At 42.1% G+C, this 20,085-nt stretch carries 20 protein-coding genes and 2 other annotated features; of the genes, 3 read left to right on the forward strand and 17 right to left on the reverse strand.

The window, feature by feature from the left end:
• Positions 1 to 136 precede the first annotated feature (136 nt).
• Positions 137 to 1,201, forward strand: a complete 1,065-nt coding sequence (locus tag E6139_RS02735; RefSeq protein ID WP_316401513.1) for a nucleotidyltransferase domain-containing protein — start codon at positions 137 to 139, stop codon at positions 1,199 to 1,201.
• Positions 1,202 to 1,246: 45 nt separating this feature from the next.
• Here E6139_RS02735 and E6139_RS02740 read toward each other — a convergent pair whose 3' ends face one another.
• The 8 genes from E6139_RS02740 to trpE form a co-directional block, all read right to left on the reverse strand.
• The gene (locus tag E6139_RS02740) at positions 1,247 to 2,653 is read right to left on the reverse strand and encodes a C69 family dipeptidase (RefSeq protein WP_316401514.1); all 1,407 of its coding nucleotides are present in this window, start codon (positions 2,651 to 2,653) and stop codon (positions 1,247 to 1,249) included.
• Positions 2,654 to 2,723: 70 nt separating this feature from the next.
• Positions 2,724 to 3,479, reverse strand: coding sequence for a tryptophan synthase subunit alpha (trpA, locus tag E6139_RS02745; RefSeq protein ID WP_316401515.1), 756 nt, complete (start codon positions 3,477 to 3,479; stop codon positions 2,724 to 2,726).
• Positions 3,476 to 4,669: a tryptophan synthase subunit beta gene (gene trpB, locus E6139_RS02750; protein ID WP_316401516.1), complete on the reverse strand. Its 1,194-nt coding sequence runs from the start codon at positions 4,667 to 4,669 to the stop codon at positions 3,476 to 3,478. Before trpB ends, trpA begins: the two co-directional genes overlap by 4 nt.
• A gap of 43 nt (positions 4,670 to 4,712) precedes the next feature.
• Complete coding sequence (locus tag E6139_RS02755) at positions 4,713 to 5,327, reverse strand: phosphoribosylanthranilate isomerase (protein ID WP_316401517.1); 615 nt, start codon at positions 5,325 to 5,327, stop codon at positions 4,713 to 4,715.
• Positions 5,324 to 6,082 (reverse strand): indole-3-glycerol phosphate synthase TrpC, encoded by a 759-nt coding sequence (gene trpC / locus E6139_RS02760; RefSeq protein ID WP_316401518.1) that lies wholly within the window; start codon positions 6,080 to 6,082, stop codon positions 5,324 to 5,326. The genes E6139_RS02755 and trpC overlap by 4 nt, the downstream gene beginning before the upstream one ends.
• Entirely contained in the window at positions 6,083 to 7,096 is a 1,014-nt protein-coding gene (trpD, locus tag E6139_RS02765; protein WP_316401519.1) for an anthranilate phosphoribosyltransferase, read from the reverse strand.
• Complete coding sequence (locus tag E6139_RS02770) at positions 7,097 to 7,627, reverse strand: aminodeoxychorismate/anthranilate synthase component II (protein ID WP_316401520.1); 531 nt, start codon at positions 7,625 to 7,627, stop codon at positions 7,097 to 7,099.
• Entirely contained in the window at positions 7,624 to 8,973 is a 1,350-nt protein-coding gene (gene trpE / locus E6139_RS02775; protein WP_316401521.1) for an anthranilate synthase component I, read from the reverse strand. Before trpE ends, E6139_RS02770 begins: the two co-directional genes overlap by 4 nt.
• Before the next feature lie 72 nt (positions 8,974 to 9,045).
• Positions 9,046 to 9,274, reverse strand: a binding site (T-box leader).
• Between the two features lie 95 nt (positions 9,275 to 9,369).
• Positions 9,370 to 9,600: a binding site (T-box leader), on the reverse strand.
• A gap of 130 nt (positions 9,601 to 9,730) precedes the next feature.
• Between trpE and E6139_RS02780 the strand changes: the two genes are divergently transcribed.
• Positions 9,731 to 10,726: a hypothetical protein gene (locus E6139_RS02780; protein ID WP_316401522.1), complete on the forward strand. Its 996-nt coding sequence runs from the start codon at positions 9,731 to 9,733 to the stop codon at positions 10,724 to 10,726.
• A gap of 32 nt (positions 10,727 to 10,758) precedes the next feature.
• Here the strand turns inward: E6139_RS02780 and E6139_RS02785 are convergent, their stop codons facing one another.
• The gene (locus E6139_RS02785; protein WP_316401523.1) at positions 10,759 to 11,472 is read right to left on the reverse strand and encodes a nitroreductase family protein; all 714 of its coding nucleotides are present in this window, start codon (positions 11,470 to 11,472) and stop codon (positions 10,759 to 10,761) included.
• 144 nt (positions 11,473 to 11,616) lie between these two features.
• Positions 11,617 to 12,474, reverse strand: a complete 858-nt coding sequence (locus E6139_RS02790) for a formate/nitrite transporter family protein (protein ID WP_316401524.1) — start codon at positions 12,472 to 12,474, stop codon at positions 11,617 to 11,619.
• A 173-nt stretch (positions 12,475 to 12,647) separates the two neighbouring features.
• Here E6139_RS02790 and E6139_RS02795 point away from each other — a divergent pair, with 173 nt between their 5' ends.
• Positions 12,648 to 13,082, forward strand: coding sequence for an OsmC family protein (locus tag E6139_RS02795; RefSeq protein ID WP_316401525.1), 435 nt, complete (start codon positions 12,648 to 12,650; stop codon positions 13,080 to 13,082).
• Positions 13,083 to 13,160: 78 nt separating this feature from the next.
• Here the strand turns inward: E6139_RS02795 and E6139_RS02800 are convergent, their stop codons facing one another.
• From E6139_RS02800 to E6139_RS02830, 7 genes are all read right to left on the reverse strand, one after another.
• A complete protein-coding gene (locus E6139_RS02800; protein ID WP_316401526.1) occupies positions 13,161 to 13,997 on the reverse strand; it encodes a GNAT family N-acetyltransferase in 837 nt (278 codons plus the stop codon).
• 138 nt (positions 13,998 to 14,135) lie between these two features.
• On the reverse strand, positions 14,136 to 14,810 hold the full coding sequence (locus tag E6139_RS02805) for a hypothetical protein (protein WP_316401527.1): 675 nt from the start codon (positions 14,808 to 14,810) through the stop codon (positions 14,136 to 14,138).
• 15 nt (positions 14,811 to 14,825) lie between these two features.
• Positions 14,826 to 15,944, reverse strand: coding sequence for an NAD(P)-dependent alcohol dehydrogenase (locus tag E6139_RS02810; protein ID WP_316401564.1), 1,119 nt, complete (start codon positions 15,942 to 15,944; stop codon positions 14,826 to 14,828).
• 41 nt (positions 15,945 to 15,985) lie between these two features.
• A complete protein-coding gene (gene buk / locus E6139_RS02815; protein ID WP_316401528.1) occupies positions 15,986 to 17,056 on the reverse strand; it encodes a butyrate kinase in 1,071 nt (356 codons plus the stop codon).
• A 6-nt stretch (positions 17,057 to 17,062) separates the two neighbouring features.
• Positions 17,063 to 17,953 carry a phosphate acyltransferase gene (locus E6139_RS02820; RefSeq protein WP_316401529.1) on the reverse strand — a complete coding sequence of 297 codons (891 nt, stop codon included), beginning with the start codon at positions 17,951 to 17,953 and terminating at the stop codon, positions 17,063 to 17,065.
• A gap of 9 nt (positions 17,954 to 17,962) precedes the next feature.
• A complete protein-coding gene (locus E6139_RS02825) occupies positions 17,963 to 19,303 on the reverse strand; it encodes an aldehyde dehydrogenase family protein (RefSeq protein ID WP_316401530.1) in 1,341 nt (446 codons plus the stop codon).
• A gap of 141 nt (positions 19,304 to 19,444) precedes the next feature.
• Positions 19,445 to 20,023: a TetR/AcrR family transcriptional regulator gene (locus E6139_RS02830; RefSeq protein ID WP_316401531.1), complete on the reverse strand. Its 579-nt coding sequence runs from the start codon at positions 20,021 to 20,023 to the stop codon at positions 19,445 to 19,447.
• Between the last annotated feature and the right edge of the window lie 62 nt (positions 20,024 to 20,085).

Here is a 20,085-nt window from a genome sequence, read left to right on the forward strand (position 1 = left end):
AAAATGTCACAAAAACAAAACATTTCAGAACTTATTTAAGAAACGAAAGCGAAATATATTGACAAAACCCTAGGGATCATTGTTATCCTATTAATGAAAAACATTATAATTAAGCAAACATCAGAGAGGAGTCCTAATGAAAGTCCAAAAACAAATAATAGAATACATTACCAAACGGGGAGAAAGATTAGCTAATGAAATTGATTTAATCGTGTGCTACGGTTCTTATGTGACAGGAAATGCTACCGCACTTTCTGATGTTGATTTGTTCTACATTCCTCGCACAGATAATCATGAACTGTCGGAGACATTCATTCTGAATGGTGTCGGCTACGATATTTTTCCTTTATCTTGGGATATTCTGCAAGATATCGCCGACTTCCACAATCATCTATCCCCTTTACTAGGTGATTCAATCATTCTTTTCAGCCATTCGGATGAAGAGCGGCAGCGCTATGAGGAACTAAAGGAACGAATGGAACGAAATATGAATGATGAAGACTTAATGAAGAATCGTGCGATTAAAAGATTGAAAAAGGCAGTGTTGTACAATTCACAAATCCAGCAAGCCACTGATTTGAGCTTGGCACGAGAATTAGCAGTTAAACATTTAAATACGCTAACAACCTGTATCGCCTATCAAAATCAAACGTATTTCCATAAAGGTCTCAAAGCACAATATCAAGAATTGCAGATGTTCACTCGACTACCGGAAGATTTTTTGGCTCTTTATCAGGAAGTTCCACAAGCACAAAATTTGTCCGCACTTCAGTCTGCTACTGGTAAACTATTCTCAACAGCTACTGCTTTTTCTTATCAGCCAACCGATTACTACATCAAACCGGATTCACCCAAAGAAATGAGCGCAGCCACACCCGACTACCATCAAGCAGCCACTTGGTACGAGGAGGTTTGTTCAAGCTTCAATAAGATATATGCCTGCGAACTATCAGGCAATTATATCTTAGCCTTCTTGACCGCTGGCAGTTTGCAGAGCTCATTGAAGGAAGATTTATCGATTAGTATCGCAACGAAAGAACTACTAAGTGTATTCGATTGGAAGAATCTGGCGCCATTATGCCAACGTGCCCGTGAGATCGAACGAGATATCACCATCAGCTTTATTACTGCTGGCATCACCTTGCATCGTTATAAGACGATTGATGAGCTATATCAATACCATGGATTATTAATGAAATGAAAAAACTGTAATCTCTCGTTTTCGCGAAAGATTACAGTTTTTAATCTAGTCATTTAAATTATAACGTAATTTCATGTGTTCTGAACCGGAAATGACCATGTCGCCGAATAGTTTGGTTTGACGTTTAAAGGATTCGTCAGCCAATTTTTCGTTAGCTTCTTCTAAGAATTTTTGGACGTCTGATTGGTCTCCAACGACTTTATCTGTTTCATTTTGGATGACATGATAAGCGGACATGGCTTCTAATTCAAAGGTGTTACGGAAATCAACGTAGAAATTGTAATCCGTATCGCCTAAAAGCGCGGTCGCACAGCTTAACCAGTACATATTGTTCATATCGAACGTTCCTGTCGCGTCTTTGTAGCAAGCTGGTGTGTCGTTAACATTTGAATAGAATGGAACAACTGTGTTAAATGTGTTGGCACCATAAGCCAACCAATGAACACCGGCAATTTCAGCGGGTACATTATTGCGAATTTGCAGGATGTGTACATTATGGTTGCGGTTGATTCCGATTGGACGAATCAATGTTTTTTCTGCTTCTGTACCGTCACCGTAAGGATCGTATTTCGTATTTTCAAAGTGAGAACTCAAGACGAATTTCACGTCTTCAATCGAAATTTTGCGGTTTGCTCGACAAATGAATGGCAAGTCTTGATCCATTGGATCTTGTTCTACTTCAGGAGTAAAGTATTTTTGACCGTACCAAGCACGTGGATTGTTATAAACAGTATCCTTAATGGAAGAGCTGCCAAAAATATGACGCAGGTTGTAGCCTTCAAAATCTGGATTCAAATGGTTGTCTTCAATCAATGCTTTTAAATCAGCTGAGCAAAGCGTATCTGCTGAATCAAAATCAAAGTCGTCAATATTCATACGGTTTGGCGCAACCACATAAGCATCGTCTGGAATGCGGACCGCTGCCCAATGATGACCACCGATGGTTTCCAACCACCAAACTTCATCCTTGTCAGAAAAAGCAATACCGTTTGGTTCATATGTTCCGTATTCGTTCAATAATGCACCTAGACGTTCGACGCCTTCTTTGGCGCTATGAATGTAAGGTAAAACCAACGTAACGATATCTTCTTCGCCGATGCCGCCTTCAACATAAGGATCAAGTCCTTGAATACGTGGATTTGTCGTGATCGTTTCTGTCGCAGACATCGCAACATTTTCACTATTGATTCCCGCTGCTGGCCAAATACCATTGGTTAAAATCGAGTTTGGCATTGAGGTATAGCGCATTGGATTGTCAGGCAGCTCAACTTTCACGCCGCTAATGACTGCTTGATAGTGTTTTGGTTGATCTTCTGGTTGAACTACCACAAAACGTTGTGGGTCTAACGCTTCATGCCCATCATCGTTCCTTGAAATAATAGTTGAGCCATCAATTGATGCATTCTTTCCGACTAGTACAGTGGTACATGAACCTTTTACTCTTTTTGTCATACTTGAAACACTCTCCCTTTTCATGGTAATTCAAGTATAACGCTAATAAAAATAAACACCAAACGAAATCCTATTGAAAGATCTCCGCTAACAGTTCTCCAGTTTTTTCAGTGCCCTGTTCTTCCAAAGAACTGACGATTTTAGAACCAATCACCACACCATCGCAAACTTGCTGGAATTTTTTTACGTGTTCACTGGTTGAAATACCAAAGCCAGCTAATACAGGAATCTTACTAATCGCCTTGACCTTTGCCAAATGTTCCATTAAGTCATTGCGGAAATTTTGATCTGTTCCAGTGATTCCATTGACTGTGACAGCATAGATAAAGCCTTCCGCATCAGAAACCAATTCTTCGATACGTTCAGTCGGACTAGTCAAGGAGACCAAGGTCAGTAAGGCCATACTCCCTAGATCCGACAGCACCAAATCACGATGTTCGTATGGCAGATCAGGGATAATAAAACCTTGAACATCCGTGCCCTCTAAATCTTCAACTAATTCCTTGATCCCATAATGGAAAAAGGAATTACTATAGCCCATCAAAATCAATGGAGCTCCTGAGCGAATTTCATGCAGTTTTTCCACCAGCTTCTTCAACGTCACCTGTTGAGCAAATGCCCGTAACCCTGCCGCTTGAATCGTTGGACCATCCGCAACCGGATCAGAAAAAGGGACCCCCAATTCGATTGCCGCTGTTCCTTGATCAACCAACATCGCAATTTCTTCCTCTAATTTATCTAAGCCTTGAGCCCCGGCCATGATATAAGGGACAAATAATTTTTCGGTCTCTGCTCTGCTTTTTAAAGTCTCTGTCAATGGCTTCATTTTACTGCCTCCATTCGTTCTTTGATTTGTTGAACATCCTTGTCACCACGGCCGGAAAGGTTCATGACAATTATTTGATCTTTATTCATTGTCGGTGCCACTTTCATCACTTGAGCCAAGGCGTGTGAACTTTCCAAGGCTGGAATAATGCCTTCTAAGCGTGATAAATAATGGAAGGCTTCCACCGCTTCCTCGTCATTGATTGCGGCATATTCAGCCCGACCGATATCATGTAAGAAAGAATGCTCTGGACCTATTCCCGGATAATCTAAACCAGCCGAAATTGAGAATGCCTCTAAGACCTGACCATCATCATCCTGTAGTAAATGCATTTTGGCACCATGTAAAATCCCAACACTGCCCTTGTTGATAGATGCCGCATGTTCCTCTGTATCCAAACCATGACCCGAAGCCTCCACGCCCATCAAACGAACCTCGTCATCTTCAATAAAAGGATAGAACATACCCATCGCGTTGCTGCCGCCGCCAACACAGGCCATCACTAAGTCAGGTAATCGACCTTCTGCTTCCAAAATCTGTCTGCGAGTCTCAATCCCGATCACGCTTTGATAATCGCGAACGATCTCAGGAAACGGATGCGGACCTAACACAGAGCCCATCACATAATGAGTATCCTCCACCGTTGCAACCCAATAACGCAGTGCTTCATTCACTGCATCCTTCAGTGTTCTACTTCCAGAGGTCACGCTTTCCACCTTTGCTCCTAACAGCTCCATTCGGAAAACATTCAGAGCTTGCCGCTTCACATCAATCTCCCCCATGAAAATGGTACACTCCATGCCGAATAGTGCAGCCGCTGTTGCTGTTGCTACGCCGTGTTGCCCAGCTCCTGTTTCTGCCACAACTTTGCGTTTGCCCATTTTTTTAGCCAAGAGTACTTGGCCTAATGCGTTATTAATCTTGTGAGCCCCTGTATGATTCAAATCCTCTCGTTTCAAGTAAATCTTGGCCCCACCCAAATCGGTGGTTAAGCGTTCCGCGAAGTAAAGAGGATTTTCTCTGCCTACATATTGCTTCAAATAATAATTCAGTTCTTCTTGAAATTCCGGGTCTTTTTTCGATTCCTCATACGTTTTTTCTAATTCTTGAACGGCGTACATCAAAGTCTCAGGGACAAACTTCCCGCCGTATTCTCCGTAAAAACCTGCTTTATTGGGTTCTTGATACATGTAATCGCTCCTCATTCATATTATTGTATTCATTCCTATTCACTTAAACATGGAAATCTGCTTGACTATCTGTAAATTTAACTGCTTGGCAAAAAGCTTGAATTTTCACTAGATCTTTTTCGCCATTTGTTTCAACTCCGCTTGAAACATCTACTACACGAGGTTGAAAATAATGGATAGCTTCATTAACATTTTCTGCATTTAATCCGCCCGCAAGCCAAAGTTTTTCTTTAGGCAGATGACGCTGATCCACTAAATGCCAGTCGAAGGTACGTCCATTTCCGCCCATCAGCTTGGCAGGCGGCGCGTCTAACAAGAGATGCGGATACTGAAAAAAATAAAAGGAATCGCGATCCTTAATACTGAAAGCCCGGATGATCGGACGTGAAAGTTCGGTTAGTTTGGTATTACCGTGAATTTGAATCAGATCTAAACCCGCAATCTCAGCTGTTTCCTCGACTTCTTCCTGTAGCGGTGAAACAAAAACGCCAACCTTCTTAATACTTTGCGGAAGACCCTGCGTCAAATTGCGAACCTCTTCTGGATTTACCTTACGAGGGCTTTCCGCAAAGACAAAACCAAGATAGTTTGCACCAGACGTTACTGCTGCTTCAATCGCCGAACGATTTTTCAGTCCACAGATTTTTATTTGAGTCATTCTCTTCTCACCCGCAATTCAGAAATTTTTTCCGCCGGATTCACCGCTCTCATCAAGGTTTCTCCTACTAAAACACCGTGATAGGATTGTTTGACCTTTTCAACATCCTCAGCAGTTTTGAACCCTGATTCGCTAATATAGATTGTTTCACCTGCTGGTTGAGCCAAATTCAGACTAGTCTGCAATGAAACATTGAAGGTTTTCAAGTTGCGATTGTTGATGCCGATAATCTTAGCTCCAATTGCCTGCGCCTGTCTCAATTCATCTTCATCATGTACTTCTACCAGAACTTCTAAGCCGCGATCTTTTGCTCCTTGATAGAGTTCTGACAATCTGGCAACAGAAAGCGCCGCGACGATCAGAAGAACGATGCTTGCCCCCGCTTGCTTGGCTCGATCCAGTTGACGTTCATCAATAATAAAATCTTTACATAGAACAGGAACGTCTACGACTTGAGAGACCGCCGCCAGATCGCTGATTCGCCCCTTGAAGAACACGGGATCAGTCAAAACAGAAATAGCACTTACTCCGGCTTCTTCATAACTCTTTGCCTGCTGAAGGATATCGACGTCCTCGTTGATGACCCCTTTCGAAGGAGAAGCTCGCTTGATTTCACCGATCACATGCATTTTTTCAGGATGCTCTTTAACTATTTGATAAAAAGAGGGGCGTCGTTTCGTCTGAACGGCTTGAACAGCAGTTAAATGCTCAACCTCGCGTTCCTTTTCCAGTAAGATTCTAGTTAAAAAATCCAACTATGCCACCTCCTGTTGCTTGGTGATCAATTGCTGTAGCCGATCATAGGCCGCTCCAGAAAGGATTGATTGTTCTGCTTCTGCAATCCCATCATTCAGCGAGTTGACCCGACCACTGGCCAAGAACCCCAAGCCCGCGTTCAATAAAACAGTCTCGTAATATGCAGAGGGCACACCGCGAAGGACGGAAAGTAAAATATCCTTGTTTTTCTCGACCGAACCACCGATGATGCCTGCTAACGGCACTCGTTTGAAGCCGACTTCTTCGGGATTAAAGGAAAATTCTTTGACCTCTCCGTCTCGATACATTGCACAATGAGTCGTTCCAGCCAAGTTGGCTTCATCCATTCCACCATGTCCATGCAAGACAATCGCTCGTTCTCGGCCCAATTGCCCTAGTGTTTTTGCAGTCTCCACAATCGAATCACCCGCATATGTCCCCATCAATTGATGTTCTAAAGGGTAAGGATTAATGATTGGTCCAAGCAAATTAAAAATCGTTGGTGTCGCTAACTCTTTACGAATATGCATCACCGCGCCCATCGCTGGATGCAATGTTGGAGCGAATAGAAAAGCAATTCCTGCCTCTTTCAATAAGTAATCAATTTTCCCAGGACTGACGGTCAGTGAAATTCCTAGTGCTTCTAATACATCGGCGCTTCCGGATTTACTGGAGATACTACGATTGCCATGTTTTGCCATCGGAATTCCGCCGCCAGCTAAAACAAAGGCAGCCGTCGTGCTGATATTAAAACTATGAGAATGATCACCACCGGTTCCGCAATTATCCATCACTCCAGCTGGGGCCGCTAACATCGGTGTCCCTTTCCCTTGCATGACTTGTGCTAATCCGGTTAGTTCCGCAGCTGCGACACCTTTTACTTTCAACCCTACTAGTAATCCGCTGATCTGGCTATCCGTTAACTCCTGCTCAAAGATCGCCTTTCCAACCTGTTGCATTTCATTAACAGATAAATCGTTCCCACGATAAACTTTTTCAAATAATTCTTGCATTTAAACCCCTGCTTTCTGTAAAAAATGAGTAAGATAACTTGCACCGTTTTCCGTTCCGATCGATTCTGGATGAAATTGCAGTCCGAAGACCGGATAACGTTTGTGACGAATCGCCATGATGCAGCCCTCTGCTTCATCAGTAACTTCTAAATCCTGCGGAACATCCTCAGGATCAATCATCAGCGAATGGTAACGCATGACTTGTCTTTCTGTCTCTCCCTGCAAGCATGATTGCTTGCCGTGCATGATTGTCGGGGCACTGATAATCTTGCCGCCGAAAACTTCACCGATTGCTTGATGTCCAAGACAGATCCCTAAAATCGGCTTGCTACGATAAAAGCGTCGTATCAGCATTTCGATCATTCCCGCTTCCGCCGGTCTTCCTGGTCCTGGGGAGAGAACAATTGCCGATGCTTCTTCTGCAATGGTAAACAACTCCGGGTCATCGTTTCGTAATATCCTTAGATTGTCTGGCAAAAGCTGGACCAAATTATAGGTAAATGAATCGTAATTATCGACAAGTAAAATCATTGTCCCACCTCCATCAGTACTTTGGCTTTCTGTAGCGTCTCAAAATATTCACTGGTAGGTTCAGAATCATAAACGATTCCGGCACCTGCTTGTACATGTGCTTGTTTGTCTTTGATCACCATCGTGCGAATCGCGATTGCGAAATCAGCTTGATCGTTTTGTCCTAGAAATCCAACCGCTCCAGCATAGATCGAACGTTTGACCGTTTCCCATTGGTAGATGCGGGTCATCGCTCGAATCTTCGGTGCTCCGCTGACCGTTCCGGCTGGTAATGTCGCCTTTAGTGCGTCCATTGCGGTCAACTCTGGTTTTAACTTGCCAGTCACAACTGATACGAGATGCATCACGTATCGGTAGCGTTCAATTGTTAAATACGTCGGTACCGTTACAGAACCGCGAACAGCAACTTTGCCTAGATCATTTCTGCCAAGGTCGACTAACATCCTGTGTTCAGCGATCTCTTTCGGATCATTTTTTAACTCGTTAGCCAACGCTTCATCTTCATGTTTATCCGCCCCGCGTTTTCTAGTTCCTGCGATTGGATTGGTTGTAACCAAATCACCTTCCACTGTGACTAAGCTTTCCGGCGAACTGCCGATAACCTGCACATCTGGAAAATCAAGATAATAGAGATACGCTGATAGGTTGCTTGGCCTCAACAAACGAAAGTAATCAAAAGGATCAATCAAAAATTCAGCGGACAACCGTTGGGATGGCACGACTTGGAATAAATCTCCCTCAACAATTCGTTCTTTTGCCTTTGTTACTACTGCTTCAAATTCTGTTTGAGAAAAATTACTTGTAAATTTTAAAGGTTTCATTTCCAAAACCGACAGCTTGATTTCCTGTTGGAGCTTTTGCTCTAAATCTTTCATCCGCCTGTTCAATTGCTCCTCTGAGTCCTTGCTGTAGCTGTTACCAACGACTAGCGTGCAGGTTTGCTTCTGTCTATCATAGATCACGTAAGACTCATATAAATAAAATTGCATATCTGGCACATCCAGTTCATCTTTAGGAATCTCACCGATGTTTTCGTAACATGCTGCGACGTCATAACCGACATAACCAAGCGCCCCACCTTGAAAAATCAACTCTTCCTGATCCTCATCATCTATCCGTACATATTTCTCTAACTCTTTTAATGGATCAGTACAAGGATATCCGTCACCATTGATTTGAAACTCTCCATTTTTAAAAGTCAGATGTCTAATCGGATCAAAAGTGATGATCGCATAATCCTGCGTTTCCGATTTTCGCTCGAATAAGCAGGTTCCATGATCTCTTAAGCTGTAATAGATTGTTAATGGATTTAACTTATTATTGGATAGCTCTTTTGTTTTCTTCATCATATGACCTCATTTCCAAAATATTATTATCTGTAAAACGCACAAAAGCCCTCAAACCAAAATAAACTTTGGTCTGAGGGCGCAAGTAGCACGGTACCACCTCTTTTTTTACTGTTCGCAAACAGCAACTCTAATCGTCCATCAACGATCGTACTCTATAACGGGAGCTCCCGTCGTTCCCTACTATAATTCAAGAACGCTCCAACAAGTCCATTCACTAGGGAAAAAATGTTTCTTCTCATCAGCCGAAACTTTCTGTGATTTTTTCTATCCTAACTACTTCTCTTGTTTATGATTTTATGATTGATTGAATTTTTTGAGTAAAATCATTTCTACCGAAGACTTATATACTTTGTTTGAGAGCATAAGAAAAGCCCTCAAACCAAATAAACTTGGTTTGAGGGCGGATAATCCACGGTGCCACCTCAATGGTATGCCGAATAAGGCATTTCTCACTCAGTCGTCCAACAACGACCTTACTCTATATCGGGAGTTCCCGGAAGTTCCTACTGACAGTTCAAAACTTCGTCCAAAAGTCCATTCGCATAATAATCCCTGCTGATTCGCAGCGCCATCAGCTCTCTGAAAAGGTTCATTTATGTTACTTCTCTTTTGTAAGACTCTTATTTTTTTGAATATTACTCGTTTTTTTTCATCTTGTCAACAATTTTTGGTAAATAAATCGATTTTTCTAAATTCCTATGACTGTTCGCATTGGCAATAAATTGCTAAAATAGAGATATTGGAGGCGAAATCGATGAAGAACTTTTTTTATAAATTAATTATTTGGTTACGCCAATTTTTAACAGGAAGCTTTTACAACCATAAAAATGTTTGGGAAGCTTTTCCCGAGTTTTTCGATGCGATATTGGAGACGAGCTTTCCCGTTCCTGGTCTAAAGAAAATCATCTCCCTCACTGATAGAAATGAAAGACAGCGCTGTAATGCTATGACTCCTCAAGGATTGACTTTGACAGAAGACTATTTGTTGATATCTGCTTACTGCCATGATCATCAGCACCGTTCAATTATTTATGTTTTGGACCGCATCACAGGGGTTCGGATAAAAACGGTTATTTTGCCCGATCTGCCTCATGCTGGCGGATTGGCCTATGATCCGCTGCATAAAAAAATTTGGATCAGTAACACAGCAGGAAAACACGCTGCCGTAGCGACTATTGCTCTTGATGATATCGAGAAATATGACAAAGATCCAATAACGATCGCCTATCAACAAAAGATTGTTCTAAAGGAATTACCTCGAGCTTCCGCTTTGACTTATGATCAAGGCTATCTTTACGTTGCTCTGTTTACCTTGAACGAACGGGGAAAATTCTGCTGCTACCCAATTGATTACCAAGGAAACCTAGAAACGATTGTTGAGGACACCTTAGTGAAATCCCCTTTCGATACATTGAATATCCCGCAAAAAATTCAAGGTGTGGCTATCTACAAAAATTTGCTCCTGCTTTCTCAATCCTGGGGGAAACAGTCAGGGAAAATCTTTGTGTTTGATATCAATTCAACAGCTGATTTTTCCAATCTCGATGAAGCATTAAAAATCATTGAAACACCACCATACTTGGAACAGATATATGTCGACGGCGATCAGCTATACGCTTTATTCGAAAGTGGGGCATCTGCCTATCGCAAAAAAACTCCTTATGTAATGAAGAATGTCTTACAAGCGGATCTGAAAAAACTGCTAAATGAAACTACTAATGAAGCGTTTCTCCAATCAAAAAGTGCTTAACAAAACCCTCAAACAAGCGTTTGAGGGTTTTGTTATTTCACTGTTCCTATATAGAGATGACCCTCCGGAGCTCCTGGGGCTCCCTTACTGTTCACGAACTCAAACGGTTTGCCGCTGTGTTCAGTGGCTACTGCTAAATGACAAAGAGCGATCCCAACATCCAGCTCTGTCATCTTATACATCATACCGGGTAATCCATTGATTTTCTTCTTGCGATAGATATAGATTGCGCCATTGTTCGCGATAAAGTACCACGGCTGCCCATTCAACCCGGACGGCGCTAATCTTGCTGCTTCGAGCCGTGGATCTTTTCCCTCTGATATCTCATTTAAAGGCTTCCGTTCAAAATCTGCTAGTGTCCTCGCTTCCGGATCGGCTGGTTCTCCGAAGGCCAGCCCAATAATATAGTTGGGATTAGGTTCAGCCGGCTTCATCATCCCCACCCAGCGAGCCGCATAGCCTTTAGAATACAGAAATAAATCGACATGTTGAAACAAGAATCCGGCACAGGTGGCGCGTAATGGCTGCTCTTCGGCATAGATCAGCAGATAATGTGGAGCTTTGGGTGCGCCCATCCCCTTTATTCCCTCTGGCCCGACGATCTTATAAGTAACTCGAGTATCAGGTAAAAGCGGGCGAACTGACTTAATAAAGGATTCAATTTCTTTGAGCATGCTTTCAGGCAATGGTTTCGATTTAAAATTTCGAGTCGACTTTCTGGTAAAAATACTAGAAAATAAATCCATACTAAAAACCTCCCAACTTTTATTGTTAGTCTTACTATATGTCTAGGATAGTCTATTGGCAATAAGGAAAGCTAAAAAATAAAACACTCTTTTATTAACGTTGCAGCTGATAAATAAAAAAACGCCGAGGAAAATTCCCCAACGCTAATCAACATATTTTGAATCAGTTTTGTTCAACCATGCGTAGCCTAGTCCCATGACCAATCCCCCGCCGATAAAGTTTCCGATCAACGTGAAGAATAAGTTATGAGCGACATTTCCCGCCGTCATTTCAGCGATCGTTCCATGAGAAGCGAAGTACGCTAGAGAAAAGGCTGGGAAATTGGCGATCACGTGTTCAAAGCCTAAGAAAGCAAAGATGAAAATGATAAAGATGATTGCCATGACTTTCGCTGCATCATCTTTCATACGCAAGCTCACCAATACAGCTGTGTTTACTACAATATTAGCGAACATACCTTCCACTAAAATCTGACTTGTTGATTTAGTCAGCTTTGATGCAATCCCGGTGAACATGTAGTTATCCGGTTCTAAGTGTCCAAATGGTGCGGTCAAGGATAATAAGTAGCCGCAAAGTACGCCACCAATCAGATTGAATAAAATACAAGTAAACAATAACTTGAGAGCAAAAGATACAGACATTTTTTTCTTGTAGACACCAATCGTGGTGTACAACATATTAGATGTTCCTAATTCTGCATTCATGAATAGGATCATGACCAGTGACCAGCTAAACATAAAGGCATAAGCCATTTTTTCCAAACCTGGAATCGCTTCTTGCATACGAATGGCGATATAAAAAGCAATAGCCGTTCCTAACGCTAAAAATAAACACGCGAACATTGAACGTACTGCATAACGAGGCAAACTCGAATTAAACAAATCAATTTTTTTACTGATCGAATACTCCAGCTGAGACATTAAACTTGAATTAGATTTCACATGCTTTTCGTTTTCAGTCGCAGGTGTTTCTTCAATTTCCATAAATAAATCCGATTTCATAAGGTTCCTTCCTTCTCGGGCCAAGCCCATAATGTATTGGTATCATACAAGATTTCCATACTATTTTCAATGAAAATCTGGAAAAAAATGAAATATTGAGAAAAATTGCACAAGTTATTTAATTTTTTGACTAAAAATCGTATGATTGGGTAAATGATTAGGGGGAATGTTCAATGTCAAAACAACTTTTAAAAGCAGAAGTGGAATCCTTAGGCGGCTTGCAGCTGAAATGCACCGCTCGCGGCTTTGAATTTATGATCGATGAACCGGAAACAGTTGGTGGGACAAATGAAGCGATGAATCCATTAGAAGCCCTGCTCTGTTCCTTAGGCGCTTGCAAAATGATGGTAGTTCGGTTCTTTTATCAAGCCAAACAAATCAAGCTCAAGTCTATGCGTGTGGAAATACTAGGCGAAATCGACTCTGATCGATTAAAAGGCAAGCCTGATGTCAAGGTAGGCTTTTCCAAAATCATTACGAACTATTATATTGAAGCAGATAATACAGAAAAAGAGATCCAAAATTTCGTGGCTTTCATTGAAAAAACTTGTCCAGTGAAGGATACGATCGTCAATACTCCCGAAATGGAGCTGCATATCAATCCGTAATCAACAAACCTAACGTAAAGCCGAGGACCGATTTACTTTCAATAGTAAATCGGTCCTCGGCTTTTAACAATTTATTTTCTAACAATCCATTTTCATTTCATATTGATCACAAAAATGATTAAACCCTAGTTCCTCCAAATGCTCGATTAACGCTTGATCGGCAAACGTGATATTATGCAAACGTATATCTTGGAAACGTCGGCTGAGATTGACTATTAACTGTCCTAATCTAGTCAACTCGCCTTCCTTTCTGCCCCATTGTTTGATATGACCATTATTCTTTTGATAAAGGATAAAAGCATCACAATTTTCAGGTGTACCAGTATACATTACGAGATAATCTTCAGGAAATGCTTGGATGACCTCGCTTCTATTTTCAAATGAAGGAGTGTCATACATCAGTGATTCTAACTTTTCCAGAGGAAACTCAAGAATGGCTTGTTCACGAAAACTGCTGGTTCCCTGCGCTGATTTTCTTGCATTTCCGCGAAAGCATGCATACTCTTTGACGACCTCCAATCCCATTTTCCGATACGTGACAACGGCTGGTTCATTGGTCTGGATCACCTCTAACCCATAATAGGCGAAATCTTGTTGCCTCAACAAAACCATACAAAAATCCATCATTTTAGTATAGAGCCCCTTGCGCCGGTGCTTCGGCACAACTCCTGTCGCGGCATCAAAAGCGACTTTTTCCCCATTGTATTCACCTACCGCATTCAATAGAAGCGCCACCAGCTCTTCTTCGACAAATACTCCGCAAGACAAATCATAGCGAACATTCTCCCCTGTAAAACGATGGTTGAGCGCTTCATCTCCTAATTCCATTTTCACATAATAATCGGAGAAGGCTTTCCGCATACATGCGGTGATATCAGAAAATGGCACTTCTGACAAATCTTTGACTTCGTACATCTCATACCCCTTTCAGTACGCAAAAATAGTCGAGCATTTCACTCAACTATTTTGCTTCTTTTCAACTACTGTCATCATAGCATGTTACCGTTCCAGATGAGAACAAATGAGAAGCTTTTTCTCATCCGAAAGATTGAATCAAACAGCTTCTTTCTCAGTCATTCCCGCTGGTGTGTTACTCTTTTTTGACGCAAAGGACAAAATGATTCCCAACGCGATTGAACAGAAAGCAGCGACGATCACCCGAATGTTTTCCGGTAGTAAAAAGACGATCGTATGGACTGGAATCCAGAAAAAGATCCCGACTTTCAGCCAATTAAAGGTTACAAAACTTACCCAGTCGATTTTTTCTAGGATCTTTTTCAGCGTCACAGGTTCCTTTGCTGCCGCAGCTTCGATCCACATGTCCATCACTCGATGAAAAGTGTTCATCGCTGGAGCAAAGGTCAGGTTCATAATGCTGCTTCCGCACAGCGCTTGAACAAAGGAAACTCCTGCAAACGGCAGGAGACCGCCTGACTGTGCTGCTCCGGCTCCCCCCATGAAAACAGGGAATACCAATGTCACCATACAGCCGATAATCCCCCAAACAATTGAGCGCAATAAGACCTGCGTCGATAATTGATATACACCTGAAGCGATCCGCTTGCCAAGAATATCGCCCATCGTTGCTAAAATCGCAAACTTAATGAAACCGCCAATATAAGGATGGGTTTCACTAGCTGATAAAATTGGATCTCTAGTAAATGGAATCAAGAACAACGCCAGCAAACCCGCTAGCAGAACGCCCCAAACAATATCCCCTTTCTTCATTTCATCCTCCTCCTATCATTTGGGCGGCTGATACTCTTTATCCATCACAACGACTGCTTTAATCACTTCCCCGCTAATAGAATCTGCTTCCGCTTGATTGATATTTTCGAAATCATAGTATTTAATAAATTGGTCAAAAGGAAATTCACCACGTTTATAGAACTCGATCAAGTTTGGTAAATGATATTTGGCGATGGTATCACCAATCAGAACACCCCGAACTTTTTTATTACCGAAAACTAAATCAAAGAAGGTATTCACTTCAAAATTTTTCTGAGTTACAGCCAATGGCACGAAGGTTCCTGAATTGCTGACAGAGTGCAAAGCCTTTGTCATGACTGGGCCAACGCCGGTGGAGTCAATCACGTAGTCCAAGCCGCGTCCGTCGGTTAAATCTTTAATGTATTTTTCCGGATCTGCTTCTTTGCTGTTAAAGATGTGGCTGGCACCAAGTTCTTTCGCCTTTTCCAGACGCTGATCGTTGATATCGATGGCTACGATTGGATAACAGCCAGCAATTTTTGCCGCCATCACCGCAGCAAACCCTACCGCACCAGTACCGAAAACAGCGATGCCTTCCCCCACTTTTGGCTGTAGGACGCTTAAAACTGCGCCACTTCCGGTTCCAAGCCCGCAGCCTAACGGCCCAAGCAATCTTAAATCGACATCCTTATCTACTTTTACAACATTTGATTCTTCGGTCAAACTGTATGTTGAGAACGAAGATTGATTGAAGAAGTTGTTAACCTCGGTACCATCATCTGTATGCAGAATAAACTCTCCTCGTGGATTTTTTCCGAGATTATTGACAGTGAACCATTTTTCGCAGGAAGATGGATGACCTTCCACACAATGCTTGCATTCACCGCAATAAGCGTATGACAAAATAACATGATCTCCCGCTTCGACCGAGGTTACCGCATTACCGACTTTTTCCACGATCCCGGCTCCTTCATGTCCTAAGACATTAGGAAAATTGATACTATTGCCATTTCTTTCTCCATAATCTGAACGACACAATCCTGACGCTACAATCTTCACCAGAACATCCTTTGATCCAACTTCTGCTAGCTCCAATTCAGTGATTTCGTATGGCGCCCCTTTTTCCTTTACTAATGCCGCTTTGATTTTCATCATGTTTCCCCTTTCTTATTTAACAAGTTTTATTGTTTAACTCACGGATGCGGAATGGTAAATTCCTTTAGCTCTTCTTCACCAAGTACTACACGTTCGGCTCCTTTTGACAGTGCGATCATTTCATGTTCTCCTGGTACCGCGATGATTGGTGCAATAAAACCAACTCTTTTCCTTAGTTCGGATACGACCATTTGGGAATGCGCTACGCCACCTGTCAAGGCGATTCGATCAACAGCCCCGCTAGTGACAGTCGCTAGGCTCCCAATTCCTTTGGCAATTTGATAAATGTAGCCATCATAAACTATTTTCAACTCGTTATCGCCAACAAGAACGCGCTCCTCAATCTCTTTGGCGTTACTAGTTCCGGCATAGGATTTCAAGCCGCCTTCTCGTTTATAGAGCCTCAGCATTTCCTTTAACGAATGTTCATAGCATAACGGCATCAGATATTTCAACGGCAATCCACCCGTCCGTTCTGTTGAGAATGGTCCTTCATCATCAGAGATCAAGTCGATCATTTTGCCATTGTGATGAATGCTGATAGTATTTCCCCCGCCTAAATGCGCGACGATTAAAGTTGAATGTTGATACTCCAGCCCTTCATCCTTTGAAACTTTCATGGCTACTGCTCGCATATTCAATGCGTGACCGATGCTCTTGCGTTCGATCCCTTTCAGACCTGAAATACGGGCGACTTCTTCAAATTCATCAACCGAAACCGGATCATAGATCAAAGCGATCGTTTTTTCACTACCTTGTTCTTTGATTTCATTGGCTAGGATCGCGCCTAGATTCGATGGATGCTCAATCTGTGTGATGTTTTTCAAGTAATCGATCATGACATCATTAACTTCATAAGCCCCTGATGAGACTGGCGGTAAGCTTCCGCCACGACCAGCTATGGCATCTAATTCTTTGGGATCAATTCCTTCTTCTTCCATGAACGATAATAAGATATCCCGCCGAAACTCCATTTGATCTACGACATTGTGAAACTTTCTTAATTCTTCTGTTGAATGAGAAATCCCCTGTTCTTTGACAATCTCACCATCCACGTAATAAGAAACTTTTGTCGAAGTTGAGCCAGGATTAATTGCTAAAATTTTCATCTGCTATCACCTCTTGCTGCAATACATGGCGATTAGAATCGAATATGCTTTTTCCTCTTCTGTGGAACCACGAGAAACCATGACGATCGGTACGCTGGCTCCCATGATTAATCCAGCCATCTTTGCTCCTGCTAAAATTGTCAAACTTTTGCCTAGAACATTCATTGTAGTAATATCTGGTCCAATAACGATATCAGCATCGCCAGCGACTGGACTTTCATAATGCTTAATGTCCGCCACCTTTTTGCTTAAAGAAAGATCTAGTGAAATCGGTCCATCGATCCAACAGCTGTCAGACATCTCTGTTTGCAGCTCCTGCATAATTTCTTCTGCTTCTACACTGGACGCAATCTTTGGATTGACCTTCTCCGCAGCTGCCAGTATGCCGACTTTCGGTTTTGCTATGCCGATTTTTTTCATTACTTCGAGCCCATGCTGTATCAAGATCTTTTTGTCTTCCTTACTGGGAGCGGTGACCATCCCTCCGTCAGTCGTCAGCAATAATTTATGGTAGGCAGGAATCTCATTGAGCGCCACATGGCTCAACAAACCACTAGTGGCGATCCCCTTTTCACGATCTACCACCGCTTTTAAGAAAGTCCGTGTTTGAATATGACCCTTCATTAGAAAATCGATATCATTCTTTTTGACCATTTCCACACCGAGCGCCGCACACTCTTCTTCTGTCATAGCGGGAACAACTCGGGCAGAAAAATCATGTTTCCTGAGAATCTTTGTAATTATCTCCTCATCACCAATCAGAATAGGCTCCAAAAAATCTCGAACTTTTTGATTGAAGACTGACTGAATCGTTATCTCATCATTAGCACAAACCACACCAATTCGAATCTTTTGATCACAACTAAAATTGGCAAGTAATTCATCAAATTTTTGCATAATTTTCACCTAACCCCACGGATTGCCATCGTGTTTTGGCGGAATCGGCGACGCAATACGAGAAATATTGATTAAATGAGTGTAAGTCAAGTTTTCAGAAATAATGCTGTTTCCCCATGATCCGCAGCCAAGCGATACCGTTGGGTTCAATCCGTTTGCTGGCGAACCGCCTGCATCGATTGTTGGTTGATTTACAACTATACGGCTGACCGGCAATACTTCACCTGCATATAATTGATGTTCTTTTGTATGACTGAATAGACCAGCTGAATGTCCGGAGCCTTCTAGCAATAGATTTTCTCTAGCGAAAGCAATGGCTTCTTCAAAGGTGTCGTAGCTTTTCAGTGCTAATACTGGCGCCATTTTTTCTTTGCAGAACAGCTCTGCACTACCGACAGCATCGACCTTCACCGCAATGATCTGACTATCTGCGGCGATTTCGACACCAGCCGTATCTGCGATTACTTGCGGATCTTGTCCAATCATTGCTGGATTAGCTTTGCCGTCAATGAAGAGGGTGTCGCGTAGTTTAGCCAATTCTGCTTCATCTGTGATGACTGCGGCCTGTTTGCCTCTCAGCGCTTCGAATACTTCGTTCTCTTTTTCTTTTGGATAGAATAAGCTTTGTTGGCAAGCACACACGATTCCGTTGTCAAAGGAACGACCAATCACAGACAGTTCTGCAGCAGCCTCTATATCAAAATCACGATCCAAAATTGCTTGAACATTTCCCGGTCCTACACCATAAGCTGGGTGTCCACTGGAATAAGCAGATTTAACCAAGCCTGGTCCTCCGGTAGCAACAATCAAGTCAACAGCTTTCATTAATTCTTGTGACAATTCGATACTCGGTTCTTCGATCACCTGCAACAGATCTCGCGGCGCACCTACACTAACAAGCGCCTCACGCATCAGTTCAATGGTTTCCTTCGTAGTATTTTTCGAACGTGGATGGGGTGAAACGATCATTGCGTTCTTACCTTTAAGTGCCATCAATCCATTTCCCAGTGGCGTGATCGTTGGATTTGTTGTTGGCGTGACAGAACCAATGACGCCACGTGGATGAGCGATTTCTACCAAACCTTCTTCAGGAATCTCTCTGATCACACCTACAGAAGCCTTATCCTTTAAACATGCAAAAATGTTGGTTGCCATCCCTTGGTTTTTTCCAATTTTATGATCCAAACGACCCAATTTGGTCTCTTCAACTGCTAGCTTGGCTAATGGTTCTGCTTGTTCAAAAACTGCTTTTGAAATTACGTAAAGCATCTTATCCACTTGTGCCTGATCATATCCGCTGATTTCCTCCATTGCTCTGCGTGCCCGTTGTACCATTTCCTCGATTGCCATTTTCTCAAGCCCCTTTCATTTTTACATACACTGTTGTATGTTTCTAACAACCTCAATATACAAACAAGTGTAAGCGCTGTCAATTTCGTGAAAAAAAGAACTTGTTCGCTAAATGCTGATGCGAACAAGTTCTTCTTTTTTTTAAAGGTTTGTAAAAATAATCGAAATACTGCGGCGGATAGCTTCCGGCGTGTAATTTTTTGCTACTTGATCGGGTGTGCCTGAACCATACATCCCCTCAAAATAATTGTACAGCATACTCGAAACGGCAGCAGCGTCATTCTCATTTAAACCTTTTTTCATCAATCCTGTGAGAAAGAATTCGTAAAGCCGCGCTCGTGTTTCGCGAAAAGTTTCTAATAGTTCTGCAAATTCTGGATAGACTTCTAACGTTTTTAAAGATTGTTGCATAAATTTAAAGCCAGTTTGATTTTTTGAAGGAACAATCAATAGTTCAACGACTTTCTCTTGAAAACTTAAATCCTCAGACAACATGATTTCCCGCTTTTCAGACTTGATTTTTTCAATGGTCATTATGACAACCTCACCAAAAATTTCAGACTTGTTCTTGAAATGCCAATAAGCAGCTCCTCGGCTGACATTGGCATCTTTTGATATTTTGTCTAAAGAAGTATTCTCAAAACCAACCTCATAGAAATTTTGAAACGCGGTTTCCAGCAACCGCTGCTTTGTTAGTAGACTCTCCTGCTTCCGCTTCATTGTCATCTCTCCTGCTTTAAAAAAACATAATTCGATCAATCCGGCATGATTTTGTACTTTTT

Origin of the sequence: Enterococcus sp. (assembly GCF_032555305.1) — a bacterium.
Lineage (GTDB): Bacteria > Bacillota > Bacilli > Lactobacillales > Enterococcaceae > Enterococcus_A.

What these genes read in the sequence shown, in the direction of transcription:
- E6139_RS02735 (WP_316401513.1), top strand. Translation starts at nt 137, where the DNA reads ATGAAAGTCCAAAAACAAATAATAGAATACATTACCAAACGGGGAGAA.
- E6139_RS02740 (WP_316401514.1), bottom strand. Translation starts at nt 2,653, where the DNA reads ATGACAAAAAGAGTAAAAGGTTCATGTACCACTGTACTAGTCGGAAAG.
- trpA (WP_316401515.1), bottom strand. Translation starts at nt 3,479, where the DNA reads ATGAAGCCATTGACAGAGACTTTAAAAAGCAGAGCAGAGACCGAAAAA.
- trpB (WP_316401516.1), bottom strand. Translation starts at nt 4,669, where the DNA reads ATGTATCAAGAACCCAATAAAGCAGGTTTTTACGGAGAATACGGCGGG.
- E6139_RS02755 (WP_316401517.1), bottom strand. Translation starts at nt 5,327, where the DNA reads ATGACTCAAATAAAAATCTGTGGACTGAAAAATCGTTCGGCGATTGAA.
- trpD (WP_316401519.1), bottom strand. Translation starts at nt 7,096, where the DNA reads ATGCAAGAATTATTTGAAAAAGTTTATCGTGGGAACGATTTATCTGTT.
- E6139_RS02770 (WP_316401520.1), bottom strand. Translation starts at nt 7,627, where the DNA reads ATGATTTTACTTGTCGATAATTACGATTCATTTACCTATAATTTGGTC.
- trpE (WP_316401521.1), bottom strand. Translation starts at nt 8,973, where the DNA reads ATGAAGAAAACAAAAGAGCTATCCAATAATAAGTTAAATCCATTAACA.
- E6139_RS02780 (WP_316401522.1), top strand. Translation starts at nt 9,731, where the DNA reads ATGAAGAACTTTTTTTATAAATTAATTATTTGGTTACGCCAATTTTTA.
- E6139_RS02785 (WP_316401523.1), bottom strand. Translation starts at nt 11,472, where the DNA reads ATGGATTTATTTTCTAGTATTTTTACCAGAAAGTCGACTCGAAATTTT.
- E6139_RS02790 (WP_316401524.1), bottom strand. Translation starts at nt 12,474, where the DNA reads ATGAAATCGGATTTATTTATGGAAATTGAAGAAACACCTGCGACTGAA.
- E6139_RS02795 (WP_316401525.1), top strand. Translation starts at nt 12,648, where the DNA reads ATGTCAAAACAACTTTTAAAAGCAGAAGTGGAATCCTTAGGCGGCTTG.
- E6139_RS02800 (WP_316401526.1), bottom strand. Translation starts at nt 13,997, where the DNA reads ATGTACGAAGTCAAAGATTTGTCAGAAGTGCCATTTTCTGATATCACC.
- E6139_RS02805 (WP_316401527.1), bottom strand. Translation starts at nt 14,810, where the DNA reads ATGAAGAAAGGGGATATTGTTTGGGGCGTTCTGCTAGCGGGTTTGCTG.
- E6139_RS02810 (WP_316401564.1), bottom strand. Translation starts at nt 15,944, where the DNA reads ATGAAAATCAAAGCGGCATTAGTAAAGGAAAAAGGGGCGCCATACGAA.
- buk (WP_316401528.1), bottom strand. Translation starts at nt 17,056, where the DNA reads ATGAAAATTTTAGCAATTAATCCTGGCTCAACTTCGACAAAAGTTTCT.
- E6139_RS02820 (WP_316401529.1), bottom strand. Translation starts at nt 17,953, where the DNA reads ATGCAAAAATTTGATGAATTACTTGCCAATTTTAGTTGTGATCAAAAG.
- E6139_RS02825 (WP_316401530.1), bottom strand. Translation starts at nt 19,303, where the DNA reads ATGGCAATCGAGGAAATGGTACAACGGGCACGCAGAGCAATGGAGGAA.
- E6139_RS02830 (WP_316401531.1), bottom strand. Translation starts at nt 20,023, where the DNA reads ATGAAGCGGAAGCAGGAGAGTCTACTAACAAAGCAGCGGTTGCTGGAA.